This window comes from Halioglobus sp. D3-4 (genome assembly GCF_055809315.1).
Genome location: NZ_CM147907.1, coordinates 1 through 26,180 on the forward strand (window position 1 = coordinate 1; position 26,180 = coordinate 26,180).

Annotated in this window: 15 protein-coding genes, 2 tRNA genes and 3 rRNA genes; 11 read left to right on the forward strand and 9 right to left on the reverse strand. The window is 55.2% G+C overall.

Translation table 11 applies throughout. From position 1 onward, the window contains the following. Positions 1 to 229 precede the first annotated feature (229 nt). The 6 genes from AC0L6S_RS00005 (at position 230) to AC0L6S_RS00030 (ending at position 7,081) form a co-directional block, all read left to right on the forward strand. Positions 230 to 1,763, forward strand: a 16S ribosomal RNA gene (locus AC0L6S_RS00005). Between the two features lie 235 nt (positions 1,764 to 1,998). Beyond that, positions 1,999 to 2,075 (forward strand) — tRNA-Ile (locus AC0L6S_RS00010). Between the two features lie 124 nt (positions 2,076 to 2,199). After that, positions 2,200 to 2,275, forward strand: a tRNA-Ala gene (locus AC0L6S_RS00015). Between the two features lie 468 nt (positions 2,276 to 2,743). Then, positions 2,744 to 5,755 (forward strand): 23S ribosomal RNA (locus tag AC0L6S_RS00020). A gap of 233 nt (positions 5,756 to 5,988) precedes the next feature. Further along, positions 5,989 to 6,104, forward strand: a 5S ribosomal RNA gene (rrf, locus tag AC0L6S_RS00025). Together the 16S, 23S and 5S rRNA genes with 2 tRNA genes alongside form the textbook arrangement of a ribosomal RNA operon. Before the next feature lie 335 nt (positions 6,105 to 6,439). Then, on the forward strand, positions 6,440 to 7,081 hold the full coding sequence (locus AC0L6S_RS00030) for a DVUA0089 family protein (protein WP_473426363.1): 642 nt from the start codon (positions 6,440 to 6,442) through the stop codon (positions 7,079 to 7,081). 279 nt (positions 7,082 to 7,360) lie between these two features. Here AC0L6S_RS00030 and AC0L6S_RS00035 read toward each other — a convergent pair whose 3' ends face one another. Together AC0L6S_RS00035 and AC0L6S_RS00040 are read right to left on the reverse strand one after the other, a co-directional pair. After that, positions 7,361 to 8,233 carry an oxygenase MpaB family protein gene (locus AC0L6S_RS00035; RefSeq protein ID WP_473426364.1) on the reverse strand — a complete coding sequence of 291 codons (873 nt, stop codon included), beginning with the start codon at positions 8,231 to 8,233 and terminating at the stop codon, positions 7,361 to 7,363. Positions 8,234 to 8,250: 17 nt separating this feature from the next. Further along, positions 8,251 to 10,578: a TonB-dependent receptor gene (locus AC0L6S_RS00040; protein WP_473426365.1), complete on the reverse strand. Its 2,328-nt coding sequence runs from the start codon at positions 10,576 to 10,578 to the stop codon at positions 8,251 to 8,253. Positions 10,579 to 11,070: 492 nt separating this feature from the next. On the opposite strand from AC0L6S_RS00040, the gene AC0L6S_RS00045 reads away from it, so the two are divergent. Further along, the gene (locus AC0L6S_RS00045) at positions 11,071 to 12,360 is read left to right on the forward strand and encodes an isoprenylcysteine carboxylmethyltransferase family protein (protein ID WP_473426366.1); all 1,290 of its coding nucleotides are present in this window, start codon (positions 11,071 to 11,073) and stop codon (positions 12,358 to 12,360) included. On the opposite strand, the gene AC0L6S_RS00050 is transcribed toward AC0L6S_RS00045, so the two are convergent. Both AC0L6S_RS00050 and AC0L6S_RS00055 read right to left on the reverse strand, forming a co-directional pair. After that, positions 12,357 to 15,509, reverse strand: a complete 3,153-nt coding sequence (locus AC0L6S_RS00050; RefSeq protein WP_473426367.1) for an HD domain-containing phosphohydrolase — start codon at positions 15,507 to 15,509, stop codon at positions 12,357 to 12,359. The two genes, AC0L6S_RS00045 and AC0L6S_RS00050, sit on opposite strands and share 4 nt — an antisense overlap. A gap of 295 nt (positions 15,510 to 15,804) precedes the next feature. Beyond that, complete coding sequence (locus tag AC0L6S_RS00055; protein WP_473426368.1) at positions 15,805 to 18,279, reverse strand: Ig-like domain-containing protein; 2,475 nt, start codon at positions 18,277 to 18,279, stop codon at positions 15,805 to 15,807. Positions 18,280 to 18,640: 361 nt separating this feature from the next. On the opposite strand from AC0L6S_RS00055, the gene AC0L6S_RS00060 reads away from it, so the two are divergent. The 4 genes from AC0L6S_RS00060 to AC0L6S_RS00075 all read left to right on the forward strand — a co-directional run bounded on the left by AC0L6S_RS00060 (position 18,641) and on the right by AC0L6S_RS00075 (position 21,143). After that, a complete protein-coding gene (locus AC0L6S_RS00060; protein ID WP_473426370.1) occupies positions 18,641 to 19,489 on the forward strand; it encodes a glycosyltransferase family 2 protein in 849 nt (282 codons plus the stop codon). A gap of 61 nt (positions 19,490 to 19,550) precedes the next feature. Next, positions 19,551 to 20,273, forward strand: coding sequence for a hypothetical protein (locus AC0L6S_RS00065; RefSeq protein WP_473426372.1), 723 nt, complete (start codon positions 19,551 to 19,553; stop codon positions 20,271 to 20,273). Next, entirely contained in the window at positions 20,237 to 20,749 is a 513-nt protein-coding gene (gene rimI / locus AC0L6S_RS00070; RefSeq protein WP_473426373.1) for a ribosomal protein S18-alanine N-acetyltransferase, read from the forward strand. Before AC0L6S_RS00065 ends, rimI begins: the two co-directional genes overlap by 37 nt. Beyond that, positions 20,736 to 21,143, forward strand: coding sequence for a hypothetical protein (locus AC0L6S_RS00075; protein ID WP_473426374.1), 408 nt, complete (start codon positions 20,736 to 20,738; stop codon positions 21,141 to 21,143). The genes rimI and AC0L6S_RS00075 overlap by 14 nt, the downstream gene beginning before the upstream one ends. On the opposite strand, the gene AC0L6S_RS00080 is transcribed toward AC0L6S_RS00075, so the two are convergent. The 5 genes from AC0L6S_RS00080 to rsxB are packed head-to-tail and all read right to left on the reverse strand — an operon-like array spanning position 21,140 to position 26,180. Further along, entirely contained in the window at positions 21,140 to 21,853 is a 714-nt protein-coding gene (locus AC0L6S_RS00080; protein ID WP_473426375.1) for an electron transport complex subunit E, read from the reverse strand. The two genes, AC0L6S_RS00075 and AC0L6S_RS00080, sit on opposite strands and share 4 nt — an antisense overlap. 2 nt (positions 21,854 to 21,855) lie before the next feature. Further along, positions 21,856 to 22,500, reverse strand: a complete 645-nt coding sequence (gene rsxG / locus AC0L6S_RS00085) for an electron transport complex subunit RsxG (protein ID WP_473426376.1) — start codon at positions 22,498 to 22,500, stop codon at positions 21,856 to 21,858. Beyond that, positions 22,500 to 23,531: an electron transport complex subunit RsxD gene (gene rsxD / locus AC0L6S_RS00090; protein WP_473426377.1), complete on the reverse strand. Its 1,032-nt coding sequence runs from the start codon at positions 23,529 to 23,531 to the stop codon at positions 22,500 to 22,502. The genes rsxG and rsxD overlap by 1 nt, the downstream gene beginning before the upstream one ends. Position 23,532: 1 nt before the next feature. Beyond that, positions 23,533 to 25,554: an electron transport complex subunit RsxC gene (rsxC, locus tag AC0L6S_RS00095; protein WP_473426378.1), complete on the reverse strand. Its 2,022-nt coding sequence runs from the start codon at positions 25,552 to 25,554 to the stop codon at positions 23,533 to 23,535. After that, positions 25,551 to 26,180, reverse strand: a complete 630-nt coding sequence (gene rsxB, locus AC0L6S_RS00100; protein WP_473426379.1) for an electron transport complex subunit RsxB — start codon at positions 26,178 to 26,180, stop codon at positions 25,551 to 25,553. The genes rsxC and rsxB overlap by 4 nt, the downstream gene beginning before the upstream one ends.

Below are 26,180 nucleotides of genomic sequence, written 5' to 3' on the forward strand. Positions count from 1 at the left end.
CGGATATCTGAACCCCGGCGGTATCAGATGTTGTTTAACAATCAGATGAAGACAGATGTGTGGGCACTTGTTGGGATAGTTGTCGCAACTATTCAGATACAACAAGTGACTCATTAATTCATTGTAATTTTTGATTTTCGAATTGTATCTGAGCCTTAGATTTGGGTGTTGAAGTGGGGTTAACCACGTAAACATCCCCTCTTGTCTCTTGAGGCAGAGGTAAAAGATTAAACTGAAGAGTTTGATCATGGCTCAGATTGAACGCTGGCGGCAGGCTTAACACATGCAAGTCGAGCGCGAAAGCACTTCGGTGTGAGTAGAGCGGCGGACGGGTGAGTAACGCGTAGGAATCTACCTGGTAGTGGGGGACAACTTGTGGAAACGCAAGCTAATACCGCATACGACCTAAGGGTGAAAGTGGGGGACCTTCGGGCCTCACGCTATCAGATGAGCCTGCGTAGGATTAGCTTGTTGGTGAGGTAAAGGCTCACCAAGGCGACGATCCTTAGCTGGTCTGAGAGGATGATCAGCCACACTGGAACTGAGACACGGTCCAGACTCCTACGGGAGGCAGCAGTGGGGAATATTGCGCAATGGGCGAAAGCCTGACGCAGCCATGCCGCGTGTGTGAAGAAGGCCTTAGGGTTGTAAAGCACTTTCAATTGGGAAGAAAAGCTAAACGTTAATAGCGTTTAGCCCTGACATTACCTTTAGAAGAAGCACCGGCTAACTCCGTGCCAGCAGCCGCGGTAATACGGAGGGTGCGAGCGTTAATCGGAATTACTGGGCGTAAAGCGCGCGTAGGCGGTTTGTTAAGTCAGCTGTGAAAGCCCTGGGCTCAACCTGGGAACTGCAGTTGATACTGGCCGACTAGAGTATGAAAGAGGGAGGTAGAATTCCATGTGTAGCGGTGAAATGCGTAGATATATGGAGGAATACCAGTGGCGAAGGCGGCCTCCTGGTTCAATACTGACGCTGAGGTGCGAAAGCGTGGGGATCAAACAGGATTAGATACCCTGGTAGTCCACGCCGTAAACGATGTCTACTAGCCGTTGGGAGACTTGATTTCTTAGTGGCGCAGCTAACGCAATAAGTAGACCGCCTGGGGAGTACGGCCGCAAGGTTAAAACTCAAATGAATTGACGGGGGCCCGCACAAGCGGTGGAGCATGTGGTTTAATTCGATGCAACGCGAAGAACCTTACCAGGTCTTGACATCCTGAGAACTTTCTAGAGATAGATTGGTGCCTTCGGGAACTCAGAGACAGGTGCTGCATGGCTGTCGTCAGCTCGTGTCGTGAGATGTTGGGTTAAGTCCCGTAACGAGCGCAACCCTTGTCCTTAGTTGCCAGCACATAATGGTGGGAACTCTAAGGAGACTGCCGGTGACAAACCGGAGGAAGGTGGGGACGACGTCAAGTCATCATGGCCCTTACGACCTGGGCTACACACGTGCTACAATGGAACGCACAGAGGGCTGCAAAGGCGCGAGCTGGAGCGAATCCCACAAAACGTTTCGTAGTCCGGATTGGAGTCTGCAACTCGACTCCATGAAGTCGGAATCGCTAGTAATCGTGGATCAGAATGCCACGGTGAATACGTTCCCGGGCCTTGTACACACCGCCCGTCACACCATGGGAGTGGGTTGCAAAAGAAGTGGGTAGACTAACCTTCGGGAGGTCGCTCACCACTTTGTGATTCATGACTGGGGTGAAGTCGTAACAAGGTAGCCCTAGGGGAACCTGGGGCTGGATCACCTCCTTAAACGATAGTGACACTACCTGATGAGTGTCCACACATTTGTCTTCATCTAATCGGTTGATGCGAAAGAAATCACGAGCGGACCTGTGACCCACTGATGAATATCGGCGGGTTTTGGCGCAGGATGCTGGTGGGCTGGCAAGGCGCGATGCGAGAGAGGGAGGGAGCGTACATGAGTACGTGACTGACTGAACGAGTATTGCAACGCGGCCAGGCCGGCAGGCAGACAAGTCAAAACAGGCCTGTAGCTCAGTTGGTTAGAGCGCACCCCTGATAAGGGTGAGGTCGGCAGTTCAAATCTGCCCAGGCCTACCAAATCGCTCCAGCTCTTCGTTGCCGCAACGCTCATGTGCTGTTCGCACACTACGCGTCACGGCGCCTCGATCTGAAACGATTTGGTTTACTTGGCAGGCTTTGTGGTTGCTGGTGACGCTTTTGAGGGGCTATAGCTCAGCTGGGAGAGCGCCTGCCTTGCACGCAGGAGGTCAGCGGTTCGATCCCGCTTAGCTCCACCACTTCTTTTAGGTAACACCAGCACGTCTTCATTTGAATGTTCGTCTCGCATCACTGAGATCAGAACGAAGTCCATTGGATTGAATGGACTTCGTTCTGGTTTTAACAACCGGAAAGTTCTTTAACAAGGTAAATTAAGCTGATTCTTTGAATTGTAGCTTGGCAGTCGGAAGTCCTTCGGGGCTGATGGGTGACAAGAGCGATTCATAGATAAATTGTTCTGTAGTAGCGGGTTTCAATTCCCCGTTGCTACAACGAGTTGTAATAAACACTGTGACTTAAGCGTCACAAACATCCGGCGGGCAAAGACTTTGATCGGTCTTTGTCTACTAAGTACCTGGCCTGTGTTAAGGGGGTCGGGGAACTGTCTTCTTGGCGTTTGATTTGGTTTTGCAGTTTGAAGCCAAAGTGAGCGATCCGAAGGATCTTGCAGTTTGAGGTCTGAAGGGAACAGATAACTTCGGTTATATGGTCAAGTGACTAAGCGTATACGGTGGATGCCTTGGCAGTCAGAGGCGATGAAGGACGTAGTAGCCTGCGAAATGCTTCGGGGAGGTGGCAAACAACCTTTGATCCGGAGATGTCCGAATGGGGAAACCCACCTGGTGTAAGCCAGGTATCCTGCACTGAATACATAGGTGTAGGAGGCGAACGAGGGGAACTGAAACATCTAAGTACCCTTAGGAAAAGAAATCAATTGAGATTCCCCCAGTAGCGGCGAGCGACCGGGGAGTAGCCTGCAAGTGATAGCAGTTGTGTTAGTGGAACGGTCTGGAAAGTCCGGCGATAGAGGGTGATAGCCCCGTACACGAAAACACGATTGTGGTACTGAGCTTGCGACAAGTAGGTCGGGACACGTGTTATCCTGATTGAAGATGGGGGGACCATCCTCCAAGGCTAAATACTACTGACTGACCGATAGTGAACCAGTACCGTGAGGGAAAGGCGAAAAGAACCCCGGAGAGGGGAGTGAAATAGAACCTGAAACCGTATACGTACAAGCAGTGGGAGCCCCATCACTAAGCGATTTGGTGATGAGATTGTCACGAAGTAATTTGTTAGGGTTAGCGTCGCGTAGCGACGATCAACCGCCCTAAAGAAGCAGATTGCTTAGTGATGGGGTGACTGCGTACCTTTTGTATAATGGGTCAGCGACTTATTGTCTGTAGCAAGCTTAACCGTTTAGGGGAGGCGTAGGGAAACCGAGTCTTAATAGGGCGACATAGTTGCAGGCAATAGACCCGAAACCGGGCGATCTAGCCATGGGCAGGTTGAAGGTGCCGTAACAGGCACTGGAGGACCGAACTCACGTATGTTGAAAAATGCGGAGATGACCTGTGGCTCGGAGTGAAAGGCTAATCAAGCCCGGAGATAGCTGGTTCTCCTCGAAATCTATTTAGGTAGAGCCTCGCGTCTTACCCTGGGGGGTAGAGCACTGTTTGGGCTAGGGGGTCATCCCGACTTACCAACCCCATGCAAACTCCGAATACCCAGGAGTACAATCGCGGGAGACACACGGCGGGTGCTAACGTCCGTTGTGAAAAGGGAAACAACCCAGACCGCCAGCTAAGGTCCCTAATACCAGTTAAGTGGGAAACGATGTGGGAAGGCTTAGACAGCTAGGAGGTTGGCTTAGAAGCAGCCATCCTTTAAAGAAAGCGTAATAGCTCACTAGTCGAGTCGGCCTGCGCGGAAGATATAACGGGGCTAAATTGGTAACCGAAGCTGCGGATGCTTACTTCCTTCGGGTTGTAGGCATGGTAGAGGAGCGTTCTGTAAGCCGTTGAAGGTGAACCGGGAGGTTTGCTGGAGGTATCAGAAGTGCGAATGCTGACATGAGTAACGATAAGGGGGGTGAAAAACCTCCCCGCCGGAAGATCAAGGTTTCCTGTCCAACGCTAATCGGGACAGGGTGAGTCGGCCCCTAAGGCGAGGCAGAAATGCGTAGTCGATGGGAAGCGGGTTAATATTCCTGCACTTCTTATTATTGCGATGGAGGGACGGAGTAGGCTAGGCCATCAGGGCGTTGGTTGTCCCTGTTTAAGGTTGTAGGCTGGGGTTTTAGGTAAATCCGGAACCCCCAGGCTGAGAGCTGATGACGAGTGTCTTCGAAAGGAGACGCGAAGTGGTCGATGCCATGCTTCCAAGAAAAGCTTCTAAGCTTCAGATAATGAGGAACCGTACTGTAAACCGACACAGGTGATCAGGTAGAGAATACCAAGGCGCTTGAGAGAACTCGGGTGAAGGAACTAGGCAAAATGGTACCGTAACTTCGGGAGAAGGTACGCCGGCTTTGGTGATGGGACTTGCTCCCTGAGCTGAGGCTGGTCGAAGTGACCAGGTGGCTGCGACTGTTTATTAAAAACATAGCACTGTGCAAACACGTAAGTGGACGTATACGGTGTGACGCCTGCCCGGTGCCGGAAGGTTAATTGATGGGGTTATCTTCGGAGAAGCTCTTGATCGAAGCCCCGGTAAACGGCGGCCGTAACTATAACGGTCCTAAGGTAGCGAAATTCCTTGTCGGGTAAGTTCCGACCTGCACGAATGGCGTAACGATGGCCACACTGTCTCCACCCGAGACTCAGTGAAATTGAAATCGCAGTTAAGATGCTGTGTACCCGCGGCTAGACGGAAAGACCCCGTGAACCTTTACTATAGCTTCACAGTGGACTCTGACTTTACTTGTGTAGGATAGCTGGGAGGCTTTGAAGCAGTGGCGCCAGCCATTGTGGAGCCAACCTTGAAATACCAGCCTGGTAACGTTGGGGTTCTAACCCAGGTCCATTATCTGGATCGGGGACATTGTGTGGTGGGTAGTTTGACTGGGGCGGTCTCCTCCCAAAGAGTAACGGAGGAGCACGAAGGTTGGCTAATCCTGGTCGGAAATCAGGAGGTTAGTGTAATGGCACAAGCCAGCTTGACTGCGAGACTGACAAGTCGAGCAGGTACGAAAGTAGGTCATAGTGATCCGGTGGTTCTGTATGGAAGGGCCATCGCTCAACGGATAAAAGGTACTCCGGGGATAACAGGCTGATACCGCCCAAGAGTTCACATCGACGGCGGTGTTTGGCACCTCGATGTCGGCTCATCACATCCTGGGGCTGAAGCCGGTCCCAAGGGTATGGCTGTTCGCCATTTAAAGTGGTACGCGAGCTGGGTTTAGAACGTCGTGAGACAGTTCGGTCCCTATCTGCCGTGGGCGTTGGAGAATTGAGGGAAGCTGCTCCTAGTACGAGAGGACCGGAGTGGACGAACCCCTGGTGTTCGGGTTGTGTCGCCAGACGCATTGCCCGGTAGCTACGTTCGGACAGGATAACCGCTGAAAGCATCTAAGCGGGAAGCCCCTCCCAAGACTAGTTCTCCCTGAGACTTTACGTCTCCTGAAGGGCCGTCCAAGACCAGGACGTTGATAGGCTGGGTGTGTAAGCGTTGTGAGGCGTTGAGCTAACCAGTACTAATTGCCCGTGAGGCTTGACCATATAATCCAAGTTATTTGCTGTTGCAGGGCTTGTGTTATCAGGCAACGGACGCGAAAGCGCCGCTGCTGAAGTAATGCGAGGCTACGAGCAACACGCAAGAGAAGACAGCGGATGTTGTGACAAGTCCAGTGTAGCAACTCAGAAAGACAGAACAGACAGCTTGATTTACCACCCTATTTGTTGAGACGAGGCAGTCCCCCGGGACGTGAGACCGACGACGACAAGCCAGTTTGCCTGGCGACCATAGAGCATTGGAACCACCTGACCCCATCCCGAACTCAGAAGTGAAACGATGCATCGCCGATGGTAGTGTGGGGTTTCCCCATGTGAGAGTAGGTCATCGCCAGGCTTTAATACCAAACCCTGTAGTACATCGTGCTGCAGGGTTTTTTATGGAACACGGAAACGCATACACGTACTACAGTAACCGTCTGGTAATTTCAGCTTGAGCTTCCCGCAGGGTGAGTTGGCATAGAGTCCACTCCAAACTACGTGAACAGGACAAATGCATGCGAGATGCATAGGGCTAGGCAGCGTCAGGATTATTTACACAGTAGGGTCGCTTATGCAGAACAGAACTAGTAACCCTTTAATTAATATAACTAATATCTTGTTTGGCATAGCACTTGCTAATTCTTGTGCGTACAGACGTACAAATGGAATATTTAAAAAGGGTTATGGAATATGCGCAACTTACTTAGTGCGGCAGTTTTTTCAGGATTGATGACTACAGCGGGCACTGCGCTCGCGGTTCCTGCGGATTTCGATTTCAGCGGGACCTTCACAAACGACAATGACATTGTGCTTTTAGACTTCTCAGTCAATAGCGCAAGTAACATCACGATCTTTTCGTCTTCATGGCTCAGTGGGGATTCAGGGCTCGGTTTTGATCCCATCCTGGCGATTTGGGATGCCAGTGGAAACCTGGTGCAGGAACAGGATGATGGCAATAATACTGGCAGTACCCTGTCAAACGGCGTGTCATACGATCACGGCGAGTGGGATACCTATTTCAGTGTTTTCTTAGCCGCAGGTGACTATACAGCGAGCATTGGACAATTTGACAACTTCTCGAACAGTGCCCTCTTGTCCGATGGCTTTATGCATGACGGCAATCCCAATTTTACTTTTGACGAGGGGTATGGGCCGCAGGCCATGTTCAACGGCGTATGGAGCAATACTGATGCTCGATCAGCAAACTGGGAGTTCCATATACTCAATGTCGATCAAGCGTCAGGCCCTGGTACTGTACCCGCGCCGGCTTCGCTCGCACTATTCGGTCTGGGGCTCGCGGGCCTGAGCTGGTCACGGCGTAAGAAAGTATAGAGTGACGCCTGGTTTGGTAAGTAGCCCGCCCAGTGCGGGCTTTTTATATTCTGGATCCGCAAGCTTCTATTATTCACACCTGTCATGAGATGACGATACAGTTTCCCCCTGTGAGAGCAGGTCATACCCGGTGACGCGGGGTGGTGCCCACCCATATGCAGGGGCACGCTGTGCCCATAAAGAGGGGCAGGCTCTACCCATAAAGAGGGGCAGGCTCTACCCATAAAGCGGGGCACGCTGTCGCCAGACTTTAGTATCAAGACCCTTTAGTACATCGTGCTACTGGGCTTTTTTGTACAGGTAATTTGCCGGGAGTCCCATTCGTTGGCTGGCCTGAGCAGGTGGAGCAGAGCGCAGCGTGATTCGATCGGTCAACGCGCCGAGAGTACGAACGAGTAAGCGCTGCCAGCCACTGAGTTTATGGTAGCCGTCAAGATCGAGCCGACTGCGGACAGCGGGCGGGAGAATGGCAATGGCGGCTCGCAGAAATATAGGCTGCAGTGGCCGCAGTAAAAAGGGCAGGGCCTTGGTGCGTTTCATGATGTCCAGAAACTCGAACACAATGTCTGAGGCTTCCAGCCGCGGTAGCATGCGCTGGAACAGGGCTTCTTGCTGTGCCTCATTCTTTGGCGCTCCGGGAGCACCATACAACTCAGCGCTGGACTGTGCTTCAGAATAGAACCTGTCTCGTTCAGAGTCGGACAGGGGGGCAACGAAGTGGTGGTATGCCTGAACAAAGCCAAATGATGCAGTGACTTGCACCCAGTCCATCAGTTCCGGCTCCAGCGCCGAGTACGTGCGCCCGTCCGGTGTTTCGCCGCGAACCTTGCTATGCATGCGTGTAATACCTGCAATCATCTGCTCGGCCACACTACGGGCACCGTACACAGTGACCATCGCCGCCAGTCCGGTGCGTTGCATGCGCGCCAGTGGATCGGTGCGAAAGGTTGTGTGATCCCATACACCGGAGCGTACGCGAGGCTCCGCCAGTTCCAGCAGCACAGCGGTAGTTCCGCCGATATACAACGCAACCGGGTTCTTGAATACCCGCCAGGAAAGCGAGTCCGGCGGTGTCAGTGCTTGTTCACCCACTGGTTGCGTGAAATCGATGGTTGGCGTTACCCGGTTGCCAGATGTGGCTGCGCTTGTCATGGTGTGCCCCCTCAAGCTTAAAAGCGGTAGGTGAGGGAGGCGCCGTAAGTGCGCGTTTTGCCCGCAAAGCGCACGATGGTATTGGCGTTCTGGGAGACAGAGGGCCAGTAATATTCGTCCGTGATGTTATTGCCCCAGAGCGTGAAATCCCAGTGACCATCGAGCGTATGGATGCCAAGTGTGGCATTTGTCGTGGTGTAGCCGTCAACCTCTCCTACGGTAGTGTCGGTGAGATCAGCCTGTGATTTCGATTGGTAGTGCACATTCAAACTTGCGGTCACACCAAGCCCACTGCTGATAGGCCTGTTGTACATGAGCGTCATGTTGCCGGAGCGTTTGGGGCTGTAGAGAAATTCGGCGCCGTCAAAATCCTGTGGCTCTCCTTCAGCATTGATGCCCTGATAATTTTTCACTTCTGTATGCAGCAGTGTGCCAGCGAGAATTGCAGTCAGTTCGGGCGTGAGCGCCCAGGTCAACTGGGTATCAAGCCCATACGCTTCTGACTTTGGTACGTTATCCAGGCGGGCCAGCGTAGTGAAGATCGGGTCAGCAAAATACACAGCTAGTTGCTTGTCCTTGTAATCATAGTAAAAGGTGGACACGTTGAACTGCATACTCTGCTGCATCAGGGTGGCTTTAAGGCCCAGTTCGTAGGCCAGTAGTTGCTCCTGCTTCACCGGTGCATTCTGCACGGCCAGGTTCGCAGCGTTCACGGGTGTGGTGCCTGACTTGAAGCCCTCTGAAATGGACGCGTACATCAGAGTATCAATGTTGTACTGCCAGTTAAGTGCGACCCGCCAGGGCACATTGTCCTCGTCCAGGTGCGAGCGAACTTCACCAAACTGGCCGGTATTGGTATCGAAGGTATTGCACTCGCCCTCGGTGATTGGCTCCGCCAGTTGGCCGTAGAATGAATTGAACAGGAAGCGATTGGTGACATTGACGTTGGGCAACATATTGGTATTGAAGTCCGCGGAGCAGCCTTTGTAATCCTGCTGATCGCGGGTATAGCGCACACCAGTGGTGAGGCTGAGTTCGTCGCTCAATGTCCAGTCAGCGTTTGCGTACACGCTCCATGAATCTGAGTCGATATCAGCGTGGTCGCGGAACGTGCGAAATGACTGGTTGGCTTGTGTCTCGGTATAGCCGCCAGAATTGAAAGGTGAGCCGAGTAAGCTTACCGTGGTTGCTCGCACCAGGCCGACATTGGCGTTCTGCCCCAGCAGCGTGCGGTTGGAGTCGTATACCTGATCGTTAGTGTAATAGACGCCCACCAGCCAACGTACTTTGTCTGCTGCGCCTTCAAGTCGCAGTTCCTGGGAGAAACTCTCTATCTTGCCGTCGAGGTTCTGTAGCAGGATCTCATAGGGCGCCCCACTGAAATCGGTCAGGCCCTTGCGCTTCATGTCCTGGTAGCCGGTGAGGGATATCAGCGACAGTTCATCGTTGAATGCATAGTTTGCATGCAGCGCATAGGCATTGAGGTGGCTGTTCTCATCCAGATCGCCGGGCAGGCCGAGGCCGGTGCCGATGTCAGCGCCACGGACTGAGGCGGGTGCCCAGTCTGCTTCCTCTGCCCTGTCGGGCTGATTGTTTGCCAGGTAGTCGGTGAGGCCAGCGGCATTGTAGGGGCTGTTCTCGGTTGCCGGACTAAGGCCAATTGCCTGGGCTGCCAGCGTATCGGATTTAATTTTCCAGCCGTTGTACGACAGGCTGAGGTCGAGTTGATCCATTGGCCTGAACGAAAGCATCGCGCGATAGCCGTAGCGGTGCACCTCGCCGAGGTCATCGCTTCGCGTATTGGATTTCTGCCAGCCCTCATTGCTGTCTTCCGTACGAAATGCGAGTCGGCCAGCCAGTGTTTCGCCCAACGGACCACTGACCATGGCTTCGGTATTAACGGTCTCGTAGTTGCCACCCTCGGCGCGCACCATCGCTTCAAACTCGTCAGTCGGCTTGTTGGTGACCAGGTTAATCAGCCCACCGGTGGTGTTCCGTCCGAACAACGTACCCTGTGGCCCCTGTAGCACCTCGACACGCTGCATGTCATAGACGGGGCCGGCATTCAACACCGGGTAGGGGTAGGCCACTTCATCCAGATAGATACCGACAGTAGAGGTTGCTGACATGTTGACGGTATTGAAACCAATGCCTCGCAGCGTATAGGTTGGCACACCTTGATAGCTCTGAGACAGTGTGAAGGAGGGTACCACTGAAGTGAGGTCTGCCACGCTTGTAATACGTAATCTGTCGAGCTGCTCGGCGGTGAAGACCTGAATATCCATCCCGACTTCGTTGGCAGTTTGTTCTACGCGCTGCGCAGTCACCACTACGTTTTCAAGCACAGGCTGTTCCGCAACTCGACTCTCATTTGCCGTTTGTGCCCATACCGAACACGACAGCGCAAGCAGGCTAAAGGTACACCCATTTTTCAGACAGGATTTTGCATAAAAATTTGGTAATAACTCCATGTTATTCTCTCCATCTTATTAGCGTTATTAGATGTTATGAGTCCATTTTGCCAAGTGCATCAGTGGGAGTATTGAGGGCAGTCGCTACACTGTCAATTGCCCTGATGCCGAGCCGGTAGAAATTGACCGTAACCCTTATGATGCATTAACGTCTAGCACTATAGATGCAATTGGCAATGTCAGCCAATGGGCAGTGCAGTTGTATTGCCCTCTGCTCCATCGAATAATGTCTAGAGTTGGGCAGCGGAGTGGCTTCGCACCACCTACTAATGTGGGGCAGAACCCACACACCCAATCAAACTCAGGTGATAGTGTTGATGCTGCAGTATTACCAATTACTACCACAAACTGTTTGAGATGCGTTCTATGAAGGGCTCCAGCGCGCCCCCGGCTTCAGCCACCAGCATGACGATTAATGCCATCGGTCTGGTACTCTCCCTGCTTACCGGCTGGTGGTTGTTGGGTGCTGGAAAGGGCGTCGATGAACTGTTTGCCGTGGTGCTGCTTGGGGCATCCTATGCGCTACCTGTGATAGTGCTGGAGGCGATCTGGCTGAAACCCGGGCGCACAACCCTGGATAAACAACCTCGTGCGGCACTGAATGTGCCGCGCGTGTTGGTGAAACTGCTTGGGCTGGCCGCCACCCTGTGGTTGATTGTCGGTATCTATTCGCTGTTTCCCGAGTACCGGGGCGCGTTTTATGCCAAATATTATGCCGCCCTGCGCACGCTGGCGCCGTGGTGGTTGGCACTGGCAGTACCGTATTTTTTCTGGATGGATAGTCGCAGCGGTGGCGAGCGCGATGGCTATTGGCATGCGGGGCAGGTGGTGTTGCTGCGTTGGCAGCACGTCGATCGTGGGATACTTGGGCAGCACATGCTGGGCTGGTTGGTAAAGCTGTTCTTCCTACCCCTGATGTTTGTGTTTTTAGCCGGCAAAGTGCATTACTTTCGCGCGTATCACTTTGAAATCATTTTCCTCAATTTCCGATTCTTCTATGACTTCCTCTTTGATTTCCTCTTCTATATCGATTTGCTGATCGCATTTACCGGCTACCTGTGCACGTTCAAGGCGACGGACTCACATATCCGCTCAACCGAACCCACACTGCTGGGCTGGGCTGTCGCGATTATGTGTTACCAGCCATTCTGGGCGTTCTTTTCCTCGCATTACATCGACTATCAATCCGGCGGCGCCTCGTGGGGGAAGTGGTTGGGGGATTACACTGCGGTGTACATTGCGTGGGGCAGTACAATTCTGGTATTGGTTGCTATTTATGCGTGGTCCAGTCTCGCCTTCGGTATTCGATTTTCCAATTTGACACACCGCGGTATCCTTACCAACGGGCCGTACCGCTATTGCAAACATCCTGCTTATGTCTGCAAAGGCTTATCGTGGTGGCTGATCTCCATGCCGTTTATGCTCAACTCCACGGCCGATGAGTCGTTGCGTCATTGTATATTGTTGTTGCTGCTGAATATTATTTACCTGTTGCGGGCGCGCACAGAAGAGCGCCACCTGTCGCAGGATCCGGACTACTGTGCCTATGCGCGCTATGTCGAAGAGCACGGCGTATTGCGCAAGCTGGGTCAGTGGATTCCTTTGCTGAAATTCAAGCCCGGGCATCTGTTCAACGTATCAACCATTAAGGATTAACCCGCGAGGTACTGCTCCACGTCCACATGGTCAATCTGGCTCTCCGGCAGAAATTCCCTGGCGTATTGCAGATATACCTCGTCGCGTAAAAACAGTTCAAAGCAGTCCTTGTCGATATGGTTGTCCAAAACCATTCTGTGCAAGATCGCTATCGCCTCGCTCACTGGCTTGGCTTTTTTGTAGGGGCGGTCAGATGCTGTCAACGCCTCGAAAATATCGGCGATCGCGAGTATGCGCTCGGGAATACTCAGTGTTTCTCCGGGCAGCTTGCGGGGGTAGCCGGTGCCCTTTAATGTTTCATGGTGCGTAGAAGCATAGCGCGGTACGTTTTTCAGTTCTTCGGGGAAGGGTAAGCTTTCCAGCATCTTGATCGTGCTGATCATGTGCTCGTTGATTTTGAAACGGTCCTCTTCGGTCAATGTGCCGCGCGACACAGACAGGTTGTAAATCTCACCCTGGTTGTAGAGGTGCTCTGGAATAGACATATCGATACCGTATTCCGCTGGGTAGATGGCGGGGTGTTCACGGTCGATAATGTGTTCCGGCCTGTCACTTAAGAGCTGTTCTGTCGCTGGCAGCGTCGGTGCCGGGCCCGATGCGCGCAGTTCTTCCAGCGGGGAAAGGCCGATGCGGTTGTCGAAATGTCGCTGCCAGGTCTGGCGGGCGACTTCTTGCAGTCGATCGAGCTTATCCTGATCCAGGAATTCCCCGCCCACGTTGCAACTGGCAACGAAGGCAAATTGATCGAGCAACTCTCTCTGCCTGCGCTGGAGCGTTTCCAACAGTGTTGCGTCCATTTCGGGTGTTTGCAGGCGTTGTTTCCAGTAGGCAATTTCGGCATCACGCCACAGCACTTCAAAACGCATTCGAACTTCGTGCAGGCGATTGTAGATCACCTCCAGCTTACTGCCCTTGTCGACGATATGTTCAGGCGTGGTGATCTTGCCACAGTCGTGCAACCAGGCGGCTATGCGGTATTCGCGCCACTGGTCATCCGTCTCGAGTTTAAAATCACGGAACGCTGGTAAATCGCTCACTACAGCATGTTCGGCGAGCATCAGCGCCAGCTCCGGTACGCGTTTACAATGGCTGCCGGTGTAGGCGGATTTATCGTCGATGGCCTGTGCAATTAATTCGATGAAGGCATCCATCAACGCCCGTTGTTCCAGTTCATGCCTCTGTATGGCGGCAACCATACTAACCATGGAGCTGGACAACTCATGCAGCTCTTTCACATTCGAGTTCACATGCTTTACTTTGGCAAACTCACGCCGCTGAACTTTATCATTTTCACGTGCCAGTTGCCGGATTGGGCGGACAATCGGTCGAGCGAAAACCCAGGACAGCGGTAGCAGTATGAGCAAAAATAAAGCAGTGAGTGCGATGGAGATTTTTACCTGGTCCAGAAAGGGGGCTACCAACTCATCGCGTGGCGTGAGGATGCCGATATACAGGGGATTTTTGCCCTGCCCTGTGCGAGCGGCATAGGCGAGATAGGTTTCACCATTGAGCGGTGTCTCCAGAAGTTGGCCGTGCAGAGCGGGTTCCGCAGCAATCCGCGTAAGCATGTCACTGGGAACGGTATTGGATTGACCGGAGCCGGCGCTTCCATCGGATTCCAACCACTTGTCGGTCAGGTATCTACGCTGTTCTTCACCCAGCGCAGCAATGGCTTTGTCTATCAACTGTCGAAGCTGTGGCCGATCTTCGGGTACGACGATATGCAGCGTATCGGGCAGTTGGTTTTCGCCCAGGATAGCTTCTCCATGAAACTGTAAGCCGGGCAACGAATAGGTGCGTTCGAGGAATCGCATAATCGCCGCCGTATCCAGCGCGGCACTTGCACCTCCGGCCAGTACCATTTCCATCGCCTTTAATGTGGAGGCAGCCTCCACAATGTGAATCTGTGGGTAACGGGCACGCATAACAGGTATTGTTGACCAACCTGCAGGAATGGCCAGCCGTTTGCCATTGAGTTCGGTTATGCTGCTGATCGTGCCAAAGTTCTCGCGTGTCGCCAGGGCATAGGGGACTTTGGCATAACCCAGGCCGAACAGCCCCAGTGACGTATTGGTCTCGGTGGCTATCACCGATTGCAGTAGATCGATCTCGCCTTCCTGATAAAGGGCAACTAACTCCGGCCAGGTGAAACCATTGCTGAATCTGATTTTCAGGCCTGTCATCTGTGCAATCAGTTTGACCACATCAATGGAGTAACCGTTGGGCTGCCCCGCTTGCGCGTAATCGAACGGCGGCCAGTTCAGTTCATTGGATACTCTAAGCACTGGCTGTGCGGCAACAAACTGCTTCTCCTGCTCGGTAAGTACCAGGTTGGGAACCGGGAGCCGCCCCTCCTGTTTTTGCCGGTGGAGGCTGGAGGCGATAACATCACCCGACGCATTGAAGAGGTAGACATCCCCGTGCTGTGAGATCTTGTGCTCATTCAAAAACTCGGAGATTGTCGCCAGCGTCATATCGATAGCTACGACTGTGTCCGAGTTTTTCAGCCGCTTTGACATGGTGCGACCCGGTGCCCCCAGTTGAGCGAAAATATATGGCTCCGTCATTTGCACTTCATCAGACGCCATGGCACTGGCGTACCAGGGCCTGGTGCTTACCTCATAATCGGTGGGTTCAGAGCGTGAAAGCCGCGTTTGCATCTGCTCATCCAGGTACTGGTAGTGACGTTGCGGCCCATCCGCCGAGTTCTGCAGGGAGATGATGAGCCAGCGATCGTGGGGATGTGCTCGCAGTTGCGTGCGCGCAGTGTCACTGGTTTCAAGATTGATGACCTCGAAAAAACTGCCATCGTCGCCGCCCAGATAGATGCCGTAGTACAGTGGGTTTTTCAGCAACACCTGCGTAAATATCTCCAGGTGCGCTGCGCCCTGCTTGGGATCAGCGAGGACAGGGTTGTCAGCGAGCAAATCGATAACATTGGCATTGATCTGCGCGATATTGCGCAGTTCGCTGGCAATGCCGGAAGAGCCGGTTTCATAAAGGTCGGCGGCGACAGTTCTGGCCATGGACTGGCCGAAATAATACTGCAGGCCAATGGCAAGGGAGGCCGTCAGCGCCGTCGCAATCACAAACGCAATAACGACCGTGAGCTGTATTGATGTGCGCATATTGCCAAACAATGATTTCATTGACGGTTTGGACCCTCAGTCCTTGGCGCTTGCCTTGGTGGAGCATAGCATGCTCAAACCCGCGTGTGTGGGTGCCCGCGTGGCCCCCCATGGATGGGCTGGTGCAATGAGTTTGAATACGGCTTGACCCTGTTTGCCGGAGGATCGGTGGCAGAGGCGTAGGTAAGGAATCAACTTGGGGATTGGCGGCTCATTCCATTGGCGAATGCTGTCGATCGGGCGCATCCATTCTTTGCCGCTTGTTGCGAGAAGAGGGTTTGAGGCGCGTCCAAAAGACGCGCCTCGTGCGGCATTGCTAGTAGCAGTCTCGGGGCCAGGTCAAAGTGGATTCTGGAGTGGAGAGTGTCACATTCACTGTACCCGTCTCAGGTGGATCCTTGACTTCACGGGAAGTTTTGTACGTGAATTGGAAGGCGCCACTCCCTGACTGGTTAAAGACATCGGAACTCGAAGGCCCTTCTATTTTACAATTATCTACGGCTGCCACCGTTACGGTGGAACCTGCAGGTGGCGGATTGTTGTAATAGTCCGCAAAATAGACAGTGACGGTCTCTGTATTTCCAGTTTGGTTTTCGATGACAAAACGAGGGGGGGTGAAGTTGGGTCCATCACCCAAAGTGATAACCTGCGAGCCCCTGACATTGATCAGGGTTCGGCTACACCATATGCCGTCGCCTTCAACTGGGCAGAGTAGGCCATTGTACCACTCGGGGTCATCATTGTAGTCATAGACACCGTTCGAATTGAAGTCGACAAAAGTCTCTTCCTGACCCGCGATGCAGCGCAGCGGGCCGGAATTCAGCTCTGGAGGGCAAATATTCAGCGCAGGTGTGTAAACACCGTCCTCATTTTCATCAAGAAAGGCTTCAGGCATATTCTCAAATAGAGTCGACTCATCCTGATCCATCACGCCATTTCCGTTGCGGTCGATGAAAGACTCTTCGCCAAGCGCTGTTACCAGAATCGTTGAGCGCCCACCTCGAATCCATCCCAGATCATCGGGGCAAGGAATAGGACCAGAGTTAGAGTTTGGAAAGCTGGGGCAGGTGACAGATGAGTTTATGCCTACAACATAAGTTTGCCCTGTGAGCGTCGGAAACCGGGGCTCCTGACTGCTCCACTCGACAGAGCATGTACCCCCGACTGTTGTACAAGAGCTCTCGATTGAACCGTACTCTGTGGTGAACACGGCAGCCGTGCCATCTACCACCGGATTGTTGAACTTGTCTGCCATAGCGACCGTCAACAATCGGCATAGACCATCGGTGGTCATCCCGCCGGCGACGACAAAGCTACCGCCGTCGCCACAATCGCCAACGGAAAGGCTGATCGAGTTTTGATCGGGTAATCCGGTTGTCACGGTAAGCAAGTCCGATACGGTCGTGACTAGGTTGCCGCTACCACTATCGACTGATGCCAGAACCCGCACTACTGTTGGAATTTCTCCTGATTGAACGGTAACACTCACCTGGCCATCACCATCGCTGAGCGTAGACGTTTTTGACAACGAAAGTCCGCCAACACTGGTTGTAAGCGAAAATCCAACCGTCACACCTTGCAGCGGACTGCCAGACCCATCAACTACACGGAACACAACCGTGGATGTTTCATCCCGGCCCTGGCCTCCGGTGCCCTTTAGCACAATCAGCAGCGGTTCTGCGCTGACAAACTCAATGGCATTTGCTGTCGGGCCAGCGACAGTCAGTTGGCCAAAAGCCTGTGCATCCGCGCCTGCCAGACTGGCGGTGATGTTGTCCACTCCGGAGCAGCCGGTCGCAGAATACAATGTGGACGCCTGCCCGTTGATAGATTGTGCAACTTCCGGGTTTATTGTCGCCAGTGAGGCTGCGATACAGCCGCTGTTGAACCTCACTTCTTCCGCGGTTGTTACCCGGTCACCTTCTTCATTCAGGACGACTACCGACAGTTGGGCATTGCCCCCTGCAGAAACGGTGGAAGCGGGTTCAATTAAAATTTGATTTTCGACGAACTGATTGTTGTCATCGTAATATCCAAGTCGCAGCCCACTGTCGCCCACCTGAAATGCCAGGTCGCTGGAAATCGTGCCCGCGTCGGTAGTTGCGGTCGCCGTAACGTTGCCAGCACCCTTTTCAGCGCCTGCTTCAATCTGAAAGGTTGCTACACCGGCTTCATTCGTCAATGCTGTTCCTGATTCAGGAAAAAGCACACCAACTTCGGTGGTCGCAGAGACCAGAACATTCGCGCCACTGCCTTCGACCGTTGCTCTCAAAGTACCCGGAGACGAGGACGTCACCGTATTGGTTTCATTGCCCTCAGGGTCATACAATGCAAGCGAGATCGAACCGGCCTCCACGTTTATCGTCAGGAAGCCTGTGTAGTCACCGTCGGCGGTTGTTGCCGTAGCGGTGACAGTGCCACTGCCGGAGTCCAGGCCAGCGGTTATCTGGAAGGTCGCTTCGCCACGCAGATTGGTTAGAGCTGTGCCTGATTCGGGCAAGAGGGTACCTATGTCTGTTTCAGCTGTTACCAGCACATTCCGGGTTCCCCCTGGCATGCTCACTACGAGCGTTCCGGGTGTTCCAGACGTCACGGTATCTGTCGGTTCTCCCTCGGCGTCAAACAGTGCTAAAGACAACGAGGGGGTGGGGTCGCCACCGCTGCTGCTGGCGCCGTCTTCATCGTAGAACGTGCTGCCGCCTCCGCCGCCCCCGCCACAGGCGGCGAGCGTGAACAGAAATGCAGTTAAAACAGCCAGACGGCTGACAAGCGTAGCGCCCCGATTGATCATGTTTATCCCCTGTTGCCCGCCGTGCAGCGGTTTTTATTGGTGTTGCCTGTTAACGTTGTCTTGTCGTCCCTGATTCGGGGTTTTGCCCCAGCCTCGACCACTGAATGTGTTACCGGTATCAGCTTAACATCACATTGCCTGAAAACTCGATTAATAACAGGGTGATAGGCAACTTTTGTGATTTTTTACACAAGGTTGGCTGTGCCGGAGCATTGCCGTCTCATCACGGGGAGGCGAGGTGGCGCCTGTTTACATTCCAACTGGGTATATGAAACCAGGATTGTGCCGATTTCCGGCCCTGTCTGTCAGCTTCGGGTGATCCCGTATTGCGCGGTGCCGGCTAGCTGTTACCATCTGCGCGATGAATGACAGCACCCGTGCCCAGGCTCGCCTCTCCGTGTCCATAGTGCTCTACAACAGCTCACTGGAGCTGGTGTGCGCCACTGTAGACAGCCTAAGGCATTCAGCTCGGCAAGCGCGAGAAGCGGGCCTTCTGGGGCCGGTGACGGTCTGGCTGGTCGACAATGCATCCGACATGGCCTATCGGGGTGACTTGCAGTCGCAACTCGACGGCTGGCCAGAGAGTGAGTGGTTCGACGTTCGTTATGCCCCCCAATCCAGCAATATGGGCTTCGGACACGGCCATAATACGGTACTGCCTGGGCTTACCAGTGAATATCACCTGGTGCTCAATCCCGATGTAGAATTACAGGACGATACACTGCAAGCGGGCCTGACAGCATTGCGCCAGTCCAGTGATATCGTGCTGCTCAGCCCCGGTGTTGTGGGCAGTGACGGCAAGCAGGAGTTTTTGTGCAAGCGCTATCCAACGGTGCTGGTGCTGTTGTTACGCGGCTTTGCGCCCGCTGTTGTGCGCCGCTTGTTTCAGCGGCAACTGGCCAGCTACGAAATGCGCGACCTCTGCAGCGGGAAAGCTACCGCTGAAGTCGAGATCGCCAGTGGCTGCTTTATGTTGATGCGCACAGCAGCGTTGCGCGCTGTGAACGGCTTCGATGAGGATTTTTTCCTGTACTTTGAGGATTTTGACCTGTCGCTGCGCCTGGCAACGCAGGGCCGGCTGGTGTTTGACCCGGCTATGCGCATTGTGCACCACGGCGGGTATGCGGCCAGCAAAGGCCATCTTCACCTGCGCTATTTTATCCGCTCCGGGATACGGTTTTTTAATCGCCACGGTTGGCGTTTCCTATAGCAGCGATGGAAATGCTGTTAGACTCTCACCCGGATAAACACCGGAAAACGTGAGACCTCCGATGAATGAACTGCGGCGCATGGCCTATCTGGATGCACTGGAAATCGACAGCTATGTGTCGCGTACCCAGTTGCCCGGTGCCGCAGTCACACCGCGTTTGGCCATTGTGCCGACTGCGGGGTTGATGCCCGCCGATACGGCCCCGGAATTGGCCGATGTTTCTGGTGATGCTGCTGGATCAAGGCAACAGCCAGCGGGCTTCACCCGCCCGGATTTCGACCTTGGAACCCGAAAGAAGCACCCTGAAACCGAGCCGCCACCCCAGGTCTCCCCGGGCGCAGAGGTGGTGCCGCGATTCAGCCTGAGCGCCATTGTTGCCGGGGGATGGTTGTGGCTGGAGGAGTTGCACGGCATGCCGCTGGCTACGGAACAGGTACACCTGGTGCAGGCCATGGCTCATGCGCTCGCACTTTCTTCGGGCGCAGGACTCCCTGTGCCTAAACCCGAGATGGCGCAGTTTGACTGGCCACTTCATAGCAATCGCCAGCTCGATCAGGGCGAGGTGTCCGCGCGTGCCAGTGTGGCGGCATTTGTCAGTCGGCGTCTGGAGCAGTGTGGGTGTCGCGGGCTGGTCCTGATGGGGGAGTCTGCAGCCAAGCGCCTGCCGCTGTCACAGCTGGACGTTCTTTCTGTGAATACGGCCAGTAGTGCTGAGATTCTGGCCGACCCCACGCTCAAGCAACAGGTATGGCGCGATCTGCAGCCGTTGCTCGGGACGTCGTGACGCACGCATTCCGGCCAGCCGCTGTGGCCGATGCCCAGAGACTCGCGGCGATCGATGCCGGCGTCAATATCCACCCCTGGAGTGAGGCGCAGTTTGCCGCCGCATGTGCGGCGAGCGAGGGACATTCCTCGTGGGTGCTGGTGGCTGAAGAGGTCTCGCAGATCGTCGGGTTTGTGGTGGTATCCCTGGTACTGGACGAGGCCACGCTGCTGAGTATCGCTGTAGACCCGGTATACCAGCGAAGGGGGCTGGGCCGGGCGCTGTTGTTGGCAGCCCTCGATCGCGCCGAGCACGAAGGTGCGCTGCGCTGTCTGCTGGAAGTCCGTGAATCCAATACGGCTGCCAGAGTTTTGTACACAGCCAACGGTTTTTCACTGGATGGCATACGCAAAAATTACTACCCTCGTGGCGATACGCGCGAGAATGCGCTGTTAATGTCCAAACCGCTAAAAGGAACTGCGAATGAATGTGCTTGAAACCGAGTGGTGGAGCATGGCGATTCCGCCGGAATGGTGGGCTGACTCGGAAGAAGACAGTATTCTGGTCGGTGATCGGGACGATGTCGGTTGTATTGAAATCAGCACCCTGCACAAGGAAGAGGGTGAGTTTGACGCGCACACTGTCCTCGATATCGCACGGGAGGAATCTGAACAGCCACTGGACTGGCAACCGGTCACGCTGGGGGACTTCCGCGGTGTGCACAGTCGCTATATTGAAGAGGAGACGGGGGTTCGCGAGTGGTATGTGTTCCACGGCGCGCTGCTACTCTTTATCACCTACAGCTGTGACGAGGACAACCACGGCATGGATGATGCAGCCGTGGATGAACTGCTGGACACCCTGATGGTGTTGAGCGGGGAGAAAACCTAGGACACGGTGCCGGTGACGCGTACGCGTTTGGCGCCTTTAACCGGTTTGGCTTTCAGCGCGGCTTCACGCTTTTTGATCTGGTCATCGATGATATTTTTTACCGCGATAATCAGGCCGGTGAAGATAAACGCCCCCGGTGGCAGAATCGCCAACAGGAACGGCTGGTAATCGCCGAAGAACTCAATTTTCCAGTCGGCTGCACCGGGGCCGAACAGTAAGTCCATATTGGCAAACAATGCGCCGGTACCGGTCAGTTCGCGCAGTGCGCCCAGCAGCACCAGTACCGCCGCGAAGCCCATGCCCATGATAAACCCGTCGTAGGCCGAGGGGCCGAGCGAGTTTTTGGCGGCAAAGCCGTCGGCGCGGCCGAGGATCACGCAGTTGGTGGTAATCAGCGGCAGGAATATACCCAGAATCTCGTACAGCTCGTAGGTGTAGGCCTGCATCAGCAACTCAATACAGGTGACGGCCGCGGCGATAATCATCACGAACGCGGGCAGTCGAATCGCGTCGGAGACGATATTGCGAATCAGTGATACCGCCGTGTTGGACGTGATAAGCACCATGGTGGTGGCTAACCCCAGACCGATGGCATTGACCACCGTGCCGGTGACAGCCAGTAACGGGCACAGGCCCAACAGCTGCACGATGGCGGGGTTGTTCTTCCACAGGCCGTTAAGCGAGAGGTCTTTATAGCTGACTTCTGCCATTCTCAATCTTCTCCAGTGGGCGCGGGGTCCGGTTCGTCGAACAGGAGCTGTCTATTGGCCTGGGCGAATTGTAAGGCGCGAAGGGTGGCTGCGACAACCGCTCGCGGTGTGATGGTGGCGCCGGTAAACTGGTCGAAAACGCCCTTGTCTTTCTTCACCGCCCAGCCCTGCAGTGTTGGATTGCGCAGCGAGCGGCCGGCAAAATCCAGTATCCAGTCGGATTTCTTGACGTCGACCTTGTCGCCCAGCCCCGGCGTCTCCCTGTGTGTCAGGGCGCGTACGCCGGCAATGGTGCCATCGGTGTTTACGCCGACAATCAATTCGATCTCACCGGTGTAACCGTCGGGTGCTACCACCGGGATAATGGCCGCGATCACTTCTCCATTCTGGCGCGCAATATAGATCCGCTTATCCTCGCGCAGGCCCAGCCCCTCATCTGCAGGGCCAACCGCGATGGTGTCGTCCAGCATGGAGTTATCGTGGCGTTCCCGGGGGATGATTTCCAGCAGTGCCTTCTCTTCCGCCAGCCGCTTCTGTTCCGCGATATCGTCCCGGGTCAGCAGGTAGGTGCCGGCGATCAGCGCCGTGGTGCACACGGCGAAGAGTGCCAGCAGCAGGCTGTTGCGTGTTATCGACTGCCCGAGCATTACTTCTCTCCCCGTTTGTCGCTGTGACCATATGTGCGAGGCTGGGTGTAGTAGTCGATAAACGGCGCGGAAAAATTCATGATCAACACGGCAAAGGCAATCGCGTCGGGGTAGTTGCCCCGCACCCGTATCACGTACACCAGCACCCCGATCAGCGCGCCGTAGATCAGGCGGCCGCGAAGAGATACAGCGGAGGTGACGGGGTCGGTTACGATGAAGAAGGCGCCGAACATCGTCGCGCCGCTAAACAGGTGAAACAGGGGTGAACCGCCGCTGGCGGAACTGCCGCCATCATAAAAAATTGCGGCGAGGAGACTGAGGCTGGCCAGCATCGCGACCGGGGCATGCCAGGTGAAAATCCGCTTGTATAGCAACCAGGCTCCGCCAGCCAGAAACGCGACATTCGCCCACTCCCAGCCGATGCCGGCAAAGGTGCCAAACTGCGGGCTCTGCTGCCACAAGTCATCAATCAGCAAGCTGTTGTTCTGTTTCAACACGTCCAGCGGTGTCGCCATGGTTACCGCGTCATACTGGCCGGGGGTGAAACAAGCCTGCAGCGCCTGCCACAGGCCGGGCACTTCGCCGCCCGCGCCCAGTGGCGCCGCCCATGTTGTCATCTGTACCGGGAAGGAGATAAGCAGGATCACGTAGCCGGCCATCGCCGGATTGAAGGGGTTGTAGCCCAAGCCGCCATACAACTGCTTGGCCAGCAGTATCGCGCTGGCGATGCCGACAGCGATCAGCCACCACGGGGAGTAGGGCGGTAGCGCAATACACAGCAAAAACGCCGTGACCAATGCACTGCAATCTTTCAGGTAAAACCCCAGCGGACGACGCCGGAGCTTGAGCGCCAGCGATTCGCAGGCGACAGCGACCACACAGCCCCAGAGAATATTGACCAGTGTGCCAAAGCCGAAGAAGTGAGTGAGCACGATAATGCCCGGCACGGTGGCCAGCAGCACATACTGCATGACGCGCTGCGTGCTCATGGGGCCGTGGGCGTGGGGCGAGGTGAGGCGTATCAGGGCCATGTCAGGCGTCCTCTGCCGATTGCAGCACTTGCTCGGTGGCGCTGATTTTTTCGGTCAGGCGCACCACAGTGGATTCCAGCGCCACAATAATTTTCTCCTCGTCGCCATTGGCTTTGCTCTGGGCCAATTTCTCTTCGGTTTTTTGCAGGCGCTGCTGCAGTTTGGCGAGATCGGCCTGCGCCTTCTCTGTCGGACTCAGTGCGGCCTCAGCCTTGCGTTTTGCCATCGCTTTTTCGATTGCGGCCTTGGCTGCGTCTACCGGTGGCTCAGCCTCTGCGGTGGTCTCCTGATTGTGCGACTTCTGATACTCACTGAGCGCCTGTTCGGCGGTGGCCAGTTTGGTGCGGGTTTTGTCTACACCAGTCTGCAGGGCCTCCACCAGGTCGCTGCCTTCAGCTTTGGCCTGCTCCAGTTTGGCCGTCGCGGTATCCAGCCGTTTCTGCGCAGAGACCACCGCTTTTTCCAGTTTTTCCAGTTCGCTCTGCTCACCATCGCCACTCTGTTGTGCAGCTTTCTTTGCCTGGGCGCGCGCAATGGCTGCCTGTATCGGATCTTCGCCACTGTCGCTGCTCGCAGTCTGGGCGCGCTTCTCCGCGGCCTTTTTGCGTGCGGCGCGCTTGGCTTCTTTCTCTGCTTCCGCCTGTTCCAGGCGACGCTGGCGTGACTCGAAACGGATGCGAGACGCCTCCGCCTTTTCATGATCGCGACGCTGCTGCAGAATTTCGGCTTTCGATGCGCGGTAATACTGCACCAGCGGTATATTGCTGGGACAGGCGTAGGAGCAGGCGCCGCACTCGATGCAATCGAACAGGTTGTGATCTTCCAGTTTTTCGAATTCCTTGCCCTGGGCGAACCAGAATAGCTGCTGTGGCAACAGGCTTGCCGGGCAGGCCTCGGCGCACATGCCGCAGCGGATGCAGGCCTGGGCCGGCGGCGGTGTCGGCAATTCAGCTTCGGTGGGCGCGAGCAGGCAGTTGGTGGTCTTCACAATGGGGACGTCGCTGTCGGGAACCGTGAATCCCATCATCGGCCCACCCATAATCAGGCGCCGGTTCTTCTCCGGATGGTAACCGGCTTTCTCCAGCAAATAGCGCATCGGGGTACCGAGCAGTACCTGGAAGTTCTGCGGATCGCGCACAGCATTGCCGGTGACAGTGGTCACCCTGGATATCAATGGCCTACCGTGAACCACGGCATCATAGATTGCCACCGTGCTGCCAATGTTCTGGCAGACCACGCCCACCTGTGAAGGCAGGCCGCCACTGGGTACCTGCTTGCCGGTGAGTATCTCGATCAGCTGCTTTTCGCCACCGGATGGATACTTGGTAGGGAAATCAACGACTTCAATGCCGCTGCCCTGTGCTGCCGCGCGCAGCGCGGCGATACCCTCGGGTTTGTTTTCTTCAACGCCGATCAGTGTTTCCTGAGGGCCGATGATATAGCGCAGAATTTTGGCGCCCTCTATGATCTGCTCCGCGCGCTCGCGCATCAGCGCGTCATCGGCGGTGATATAGGGTTCGCACTCGGTGCCATTGATAATCAGGGTTTCAATATGAGTGCCGGTTTTGACCGAGAGTTTGACTGAACTCGGGAAACCGGCGCCGCCCATGCCCGCCACGCCGGCATGGCGGATAAGCTCAATCAGTTTTACCTTGTCCAGCGTCTCATAGTGCGGTGTGCCTGTGCACTCGATCCATTCATCTTTGCCGTCGGGCACGATGACGATACACGGGGCGAGATGCCCGGAGGGGTGGGCGATGAGCCTGTCCTCTATCGCCTGAATGGTACCCGAGGTCGGTGCGTGTTTGGGCACGCTGACAAAGCCCTGCGCCTCGGCGATCATTTGACCCTTTAGCACGTGTTGCCCAATTTCAACGACTACACCGGCCGGTGTGCCGATGTGCTGGGACAATGGGATGACCAGTTCCGGCGGAATGCCGGCGTCGGCAATTGGGGTGCGCATGGACTGGTGCTTGTTCTCCGGCGGATGGATGCCGCCGTGGAAACCAAAGATCTTTCTCATGCTGCGCGATCCCGTGGTGGCTCGTCCCGCGGGGCATCCGTAGCGATGATGTCCACGCTGCGGCTGACCGGATCGGGCAGGTTCCAGTGCCAGGTCTGTAAGGTTTCCTGAGGGGGAATCATATCGATACAGTCGACGGGGCAGGGTTCCACGCACAGGTCACAGCCGGTGCACTCACTAATGATGACAGTGTGCATCTGCTTGGCCGCGCCGACGATGGCATCGACCGGGCAGGCCTGGATACACTTGGTACAGCCGATACATTCCGCTTCGCGAATAAAGGCAACAGACGGTGCGGTGGCGACCTCGCCGTGTTCCGAGTCCAGCGGCAGCGGCTCAACGTCCAACAGGTCTGCCAGCGCCTGAATTCCGGCCTCGCCACCGGGCGGGCATTTATTGATGTCTTCGCCATTGGCGATCGCCTCGGCATAGGGCCGGCAACCGGGATAGCCGCACTGACCGCACTGGGTCTGGGGCAGGATGTTGTTGATCTCATCCGCAATCGGGTTGCCCTCTGCCTTGAACCTTACTGCGGCAAAACCCAACAGCGCGCCAAACACAGCGGCCAGCCCGACCAGAGCGAGCAGGGCGGCGAGCAGCGGATACTGGGTAAGAAAAGCAATCAC

Bases quoted from the DNA above. Each gene is read 5' to 3' on its own strand.
- AC0L6S_RS00045 (WP_473426366.1), top strand. From the start codon at position 11,071: ATGAAGGGCTCCAGCGCGCCCCCGGCTTCAGCCACCAGCATGACGATT.
- AC0L6S_RS00030 (WP_473426363.1), top strand. From the start codon at position 6,440: ATGCGCAACTTACTTAGTGCGGCAGTTTTTTCAGGATTGATGACTACA.
- AC0L6S_RS00065 (WP_473426372.1), top strand. From the start codon at position 19,551: ATGAATGAACTGCGGCGCATGGCCTATCTGGATGCACTGGAAATCGAC.
- rsxC (WP_473426378.1), bottom strand. From the start codon at position 25,554: ATGAGAAAGATCTTTGGTTTCCACGGCGGCATCCATCCGCCGGAGAAC.
- rimI (WP_473426373.1), top strand. From the start codon at position 20,237: ATGGCGCGATCTGCAGCCGTTGCTCGGGACGTCGTGACGCACGCATTC.
- rsxG (WP_473426376.1), bottom strand. From the start codon at position 22,500: ATGCTCGGGCAGTCGATAACACGCAACAGCCTGCTGCTGGCACTCTTC.
- AC0L6S_RS00060 (WP_473426370.1), top strand. From the start codon at position 18,641: ATGAATGACAGCACCCGTGCCCAGGCTCGCCTCTCCGTGTCCATAGTG.
- AC0L6S_RS00055 (WP_473426368.1), bottom strand. From the start codon at position 18,279: ATGATCAATCGGGGCGCTACGCTTGTCAGCCGTCTGGCTGTTTTAACT.
- rsxD (WP_473426377.1), bottom strand. From the start codon at position 23,531: ATGGCCCTGATACGCCTCACCTCGCCCCACGCCCACGGCCCCATGAGC.
- AC0L6S_RS00035 (WP_473426364.1), bottom strand. From the start codon at position 8,233: ATGACAAGCGCAGCCACATCTGGCAACCGGGTAACGCCAACCATCGAT.
- AC0L6S_RS00080 (WP_473426375.1), bottom strand. From the start codon at position 21,853: ATGGCAGAAGTCAGCTATAAAGACCTCTCGCTTAACGGCCTGTGGAAG.
- AC0L6S_RS00075 (WP_473426374.1), top strand. From the start codon at position 20,736: ATGAATGTGCTTGAAACCGAGTGGTGGAGCATGGCGATTCCGCCGGAA.
- AC0L6S_RS00050 (WP_473426367.1), bottom strand. From the start codon at position 15,509: ATGAAATCATTGTTTGGCAATATGCGCACATCAATACAGCTCACGGTC.